Here is a 228-nt window from a genome sequence, read left to right on the forward strand (position 1 = left end):
CGCGCCGCTGCATCAGCAGATCGCGCGCGCCTGGGCTCCCGACAACAAGCACGCGCCCGATCTGATCCGGCGCGCGCTGGTCCTGCTCGCCGACCATGAGCTGAACGCCTCGACCTTCACCGCGCGCGTGGTGGCTTCGACCCAGGCCGATCTGTTCGCGGCCGTCACCGCCGGCTATTGCGCACTCACCGGCCCGCTGCATGGTGGCGCACCGGAACCGGTGCTGGA

Annotated in this window: 1 protein-coding gene; it reads left to right on the forward strand. The window is 71.1% G+C overall.

All coding sequences use genetic code 11. The annotated features are described in order from the left end of the window. On the forward strand, positions 1 to 228 hold a 228-nt coding region (locus tag G8O24_RS43920), incomplete at both ends, for a citrate/2-methylcitrate synthase (RefSeq protein ID WP_188108510.1).

This window comes from Bradyrhizobium campsiandrae (assembly GCF_014529705.1).
Lineage (GTDB): Bacteria > Pseudomonadota > Alphaproteobacteria > Rhizobiales > Xanthobacteraceae > Bradyrhizobium > Bradyrhizobium campsiandrae.